The sequence below is a fragment of the Thioalkalivibrio sp. genome (genome assembly GCF_007692535.1).
Classification (GTDB): Bacteria; Pseudomonadota; Gammaproteobacteria; order Ectothiorhodospirales; family Ectothiorhodospiraceae; genus Thioalkalivibrio.
Genome location: NZ_REBW01000055.1, coordinates 1 through 4,388, shown reverse-complemented (window position 1 = coordinate 4,388; position 4,388 = coordinate 1). Strand labels below are relative to the sequence as shown.

Below are 4,388 nucleotides of genomic sequence, written 5' to 3'. Positions count from 1 at the left end.
GGATGGTGCCTTGGTCCTGTCCGCGGTAGCGGACTGCTGGCCGTCAGTGGGCTTCGGCGACAAGGGGCCCAACCACAGAAGATCTCACGGAGATGGGTGATGGGAGCGCACGCCGTTCATGAAGCGGTCAATCAGATCAAACACCAGCATTCTCTGGTCTTTGGCGACGGCATTTTCGAGGACGACGATCACCTGATCCTCTCCTCGAAAAGCCACCCTTGCGGGCTGCGAAGCCCGCGTTGCATCGACAGGCGCCGACGGCGGCTACTGGCAGGCAGGCGTGCACGCTGGCCTTCAGTCCAGTCCGCCTGACATCACCCCTTGGCCAGAACCTCGACGATCTGCGTGCGAACGCCGGCCGGCAGTCCTCACAGCACCTCGGCGCAGAACGCAGCGGGCGTGACGATCCGGGTATGTTCGATGTGTCTGCGTTGCACGAGACCTGCGCGGCGATCACCGGTCACCAGGTAGTCCGCGCCCACTCGAGCGCTTCGTCAACCGCCTGGGTCAGTTCTGCCTCACTGAGATGGGCGTTCGCCGACTTCGCCTGCTCGGCACTCAGATCCAGAATGTGCGCCCGCACGGCTTCCTCAACGAAGCGCGACAGATCGCCTTTCCGTCCACCGCCCTGGCTGGCCAGGAACACGCGAAGAGACTGGTCGGTGTCGGCTGAGACAACCACATTCCAGCGAGTCGTATTCATGCCACCCTCCACTCATAAGGCCATATGCGCTTATGTGTTCATACGCCAACCAAGGAGGCCATGCAACAGGTCAAGACAAGCGGTAGACCGAGGCTGAAGAGCCATTGCTTGCCGCGCAACGGCCGCCCGGAACACTCAGCACGCCGGTGAGGAAACCGAGGGCTACGTACCCTGCCTGCATCTGCGTAACTCCCGAAAACACGAGTACTCCCAGAATTCAGCGAGGGTCCGTAGCCTGTTCAATTGCGGCCTTCGGCACCGAACAACTCGGCGGCGGCTCAGGGTCGAGTAGAGACAACCCAAAAACCGCTAATGGCAGTGGTCGGCGTCCGGTCGACGTTGGCTGAGCAATCCCGCCGGATTTCACCCTGCTCGGCATCCGTGCCGAAGACCCATTCCCACTGTCAGCTTCACATCCGACTGTAGCCACCCACCCTCTGCCGCTGACTGGCGGCTGAGGGTCGTCAGCGTTCCCCAGCTGAGGCCAAAGCGCGAGTTGGTGTCCAAAACTACCGTTCGGCACACCAACCCTGCCGACGCTACGAAACCCGCAGCACCGTGGGATTGAATCGCACGTCATCGGGGAGGATGATAATGAGCCTGTTTAGCCGCATGATTTTGAGGAGGCGAAATGGCGCTCACGGACCAGCACTGCGCGCCGTGCGAGAGTGGCACCCCGCCGCTAGACGAGGCGGCGATCGGCCCCTTCCTGTCTGAGCTCAATGCTGACGAGGGCGCCACCGCCAACCCGTGGACCCCCGTATCCGGAAACCGGGCCATCAAGAAGGGCTACCTGTTCCGGGATTTCGTTCAGGCGGTAGAGTTCGTCAACCGCATCAGGGATCTGGCGGAGGCCGAAGGCCATCACCCCGACCTCGAGGTGGGCTACGGCAAGGTGGTAGTGCGCCTCGCCACCCACAGCATCGGTGGCCTTTCCGAGAACGACTTCATCCTTGCGGCTCGCATCGACGCCCTGCCACGCGACTAGCGTAGGGCCTGGCTCCAAGTCGGGCCGCCCGGCGAACCTGCAGCACCAGGGCAGTACTGTTCGACTGCGAACGAGGCCCAAGCTAAAGCGTGAACCTGCGCCTCGGCATCATGCAGAGTCGTGCGCAATCACGGGCCCTTCGATCGCCGGCAATGGCTGGTTGGCGATGACCAACTCAAAGGCCTCGAGTTGGAGGATGACACCCCGGATGAACGCCCGCGACGACGAGCACCTGATCCTGTTTCCTCCAAAGCGCGGCGAGGCGCTGGCCCGCCTGGAAGCCTTTGTGCCGAACGCCGGCCGGCGGTACGCGGATGCACGCAACCGGGATCCGGGACCGGGTTTGCGCGACAACGTGTCCATGCTCTCGCCCTACATCCGCCACCGTGTCCTCACCGAACAAGAGGTGCTGGCGGCGGTGCTGCGGCAGCATTCGCCGCAGGTGGCGGAAAAATTCATTCAGGAGGTGTTCTGGCGAACCTATTGGAAGGGATGGCTGCAGATGCGCCCGCAGGTGTGGCAAGCATTCTTGAGGGAACGTGATGCGGATCGGGAACTGCTGGAACGGTCGCCGGGCCGGCGCGCTGCCCTGGCCTGTGCCGAGGAGGGTCGCACCGGCATCGACGGGTTCGACGACTGGGCCCGGGAACTGGTGCAGACGGGCTATCTCCACAACCACGCGCGGATGTGGTTTGCCTCGATCTGGATCTTCACCCTGCGCTTGCCTTGGAGCCTGGGGGCGGACTTCTTCCTGCGCCACCTGCTGGATGCCGACCCGGCCTCGAACACGCTCGGCTGGCGCTGGGTGGCAGGGATCCAGACGCCCGGCAAGACCTACCTGGCACAGCCCGACAATATAGAGAAATTTACGGGCGGCCGTTACCGGCCGAAGGGGTTGGCCTCGCAGGCGCAACCCATCCGCCGCGAGGCGCCACCCCATCCGTCGCCCCTCCGGCCAGCGGCCGCCCTGCCCTCGAGACGCCCAGCCATCCTCCTGCTACATGGGGACGATTTCGCCGCGCACGAACTCGTCCCGCCCGGGACCGACGTTCGCGCAATCGTGGTTGCAGCCAATGGCCATCCGGATCATCCATGGCCTTTCGGCCGGCGCGCGAGCCGCTTTGTCGCGTCATTAGCAGCGGACACGGCAAACCGTCTGACGCGCGATGGCAAAACCAAGGTGCACATCATCGATGTCCTGCAAGCCGATGCGCTACGCCGGCACTGTGGCCATAACCAGGTACGTACCATCGTGACCACCGAGGCCCCGGTCGGCCCGCTGGCAGACGGCCTACAACGCCTCACACGCGAACTCGCGGGCGAAGGCATCGACGTCGTTACGCTGCGCCGTCGTTGGGACGATCTCGCCTGGCCCCACGCCACGCACGGCTTCTTTCGCTTCAGGCGACAGATCCCGGAGCTCATTTCTTACAACGGTCTGGGCACACCCGAGCCGTTATCCGAGTAGCGGTTCACGGAGCCTGGAGCGACCGCCGTGGGACCCGCGTCGATGCCTACCGCCGGCGCCGCCGCCAACGATGGCGACCCGTGACCGATGGTGGCCGTGGCCGCCCCCCCGATGCACTCCGCAAGGCGCACGCTAAAGCGTCAAGACCCCTCCTCGGCATATCCCCCGCGCCAGGTTCCCCAGGTCCATTGCCACAGTATCTCGGCGATACAATGGCCCAAGCCGAAGGGATTATCCGCCTCGCCGGCCCAGTGCCACGGCAGCGGGATATCCCAGGCGTGCATTGCTCGGCATGGCGTATCGCCGGGCGCGGGCGTCTCGGGGGCTCCCGCGAGGGCGGTGGGGAGCTCGTACTGAACGGAGCCGACTTCGCGCGACAGGACCGCCCCGCCCAGGCGCTCGGCCAAGGCGCGCATTCCCACGTTGTCGGTTAAGGTTTCGACCGCGAAGCGCTCGATGCCCTGGGTGCGGGCGGCGCGCCCGAGCTGCTCGATCAGCAGGCGGCCGACGCCCAAACCTTGCACATCGTCGGCTACGGCGAGGGCCAACTCGCCCCGGCTGGAGTCCTTTTGCTCGCGAATGCAGCGGGCCATGCCATGGATACGCGCCTCCCTCCCGTCGACCCCCAACTCGAGCGCCGCGACGGCGATGTGATCCTGTTCGTCGGCGAGGGTGAAAAAATTGAGCTCGGCGTCTGTCAGCACCCGTTTCGCGATGAAAAAGCGCAGGCGCCGCGAGTCGGGGGACAGCCGCTCGAAGCACTCTTTCACCTGGTCCAGGTCTCCCGCGCAGGGTGCGCGCAGGCACACGCGACGCCCGTCCCGCAGGGTTTTTTCGAGGGCGGTCGACGGGGTCTGAAAGCGATTGTCCACGTTCCGGTCCGGGATGCCTCGGCTCGGGACCCCAGGACCGCTGTTGGTCGTCTCGAATGCGCTCATGGATGCCTCGATTGATGCGCTGATGTGGTCTGCCCGACGGGATGCTGGCGCCGTGCCGGGGGCGGTCTGTCGCGTTCGAGCGCGTCCAAGGGGGGTGCGTCCCACGGGCCAATGCTGCAATGCAGCAATACTGTGAGGAAGCATAGACGTTCTTCACAGGAAAAGGCAACGGTTTACCCACCGGCTTTCGGGTAATGGTGAGGATTCACAGGTTTCGTATCTTTTCTTCAGTTGGACGAGGATCTTCTGAATGACAACCGGATCCTCGATACGGGCGATGATGCGCACCGC

General features: G+C 64.5%; 4 protein-coding genes and 1 pseudogene. 2 read left to right on the top strand and 3 right to left on the bottom strand.

All coding sequences use genetic code 11. The annotated features are described in order from the left end of the window. Positions 1–368: 368 nt before the first annotated feature. Both EA346_RS01315 and EA346_RS01310 read right to left on the bottom strand, forming a co-directional pair. Positions 369–479 (bottom strand): annotated as a pseudogene (locus EA346_RS01315) (PIN domain nuclease); the annotation flags it as partial. Next, positions 461–703, bottom strand: coding sequence for a ribbon-helix-helix domain-containing protein (locus EA346_RS01310; RefSeq protein WP_296754673.1), 243 nt, complete (start codon positions 701–703; stop codon positions 461–463). The gene EA346_RS01310 and the pseudogene EA346_RS01315, both read right to left, overlap by 19 nt. A 631-nt stretch (positions 704–1,334) precedes the next feature. On the opposite strand from EA346_RS01310, the gene EA346_RS01305 reads away from it, so the two are divergent. Then, positions 1,335–1,691, top strand: a complete 357-nt coding sequence (locus EA346_RS01305; RefSeq protein ID WP_296754670.1) for a 4a-hydroxytetrahydrobiopterin dehydratase — start codon at positions 1,335–1,337, stop codon at positions 1,689–1,691. Positions 1,692–1,899: 208 nt separating this feature from the next. Next, on the top strand, positions 1,900–3,159 hold the full coding sequence (locus EA346_RS01300; RefSeq protein ID WP_296754668.1) for an FAD-binding domain-containing protein: 1,260 nt from the start codon (positions 1,900–1,902) through the stop codon (positions 3,157–3,159). A 140-nt stretch (positions 3,160–3,299) separates the two neighbouring features. Here EA346_RS01300 and EA346_RS01295 read toward each other — a convergent pair whose 3' ends face one another. Then, positions 3,300–4,097: a GNAT family N-acetyltransferase gene (locus EA346_RS01295; protein WP_296754665.1), complete on the bottom strand. Its 798-nt coding sequence runs from the start codon at positions 4,095–4,097 to the stop codon at positions 3,300–3,302. Between the last annotated feature and the right edge of the window lie 291 nt (positions 4,098–4,388).

Excerpts from the sequence above, each read along its gene's own strand:
- EA346_RS01305 (WP_296754670.1), top strand. The coding sequence starts at position 1,335 with ATGGCGCTCACGGACCAGCACTGCGCGCCGTGCGAGAGTGGCACCCCG.
- EA346_RS01300 (WP_296754668.1), top strand. The coding sequence starts at position 1,900 with ATGAACGCCCGCGACGACGAGCACCTGATCCTGTTTCCTCCAAAGCGC.
- EA346_RS01295 (WP_296754665.1), bottom strand. The coding sequence starts at position 4,097 with ATGAGCGCATTCGAGACGACCAACAGCGGTCCTGGGGTCCCGAGCCGA.
- EA346_RS01310 (WP_296754673.1), bottom strand. The coding sequence starts at position 703 with ATGAATACGACTCGCTGGAATGTGGTTGTCTCAGCCGACACCGACCAG.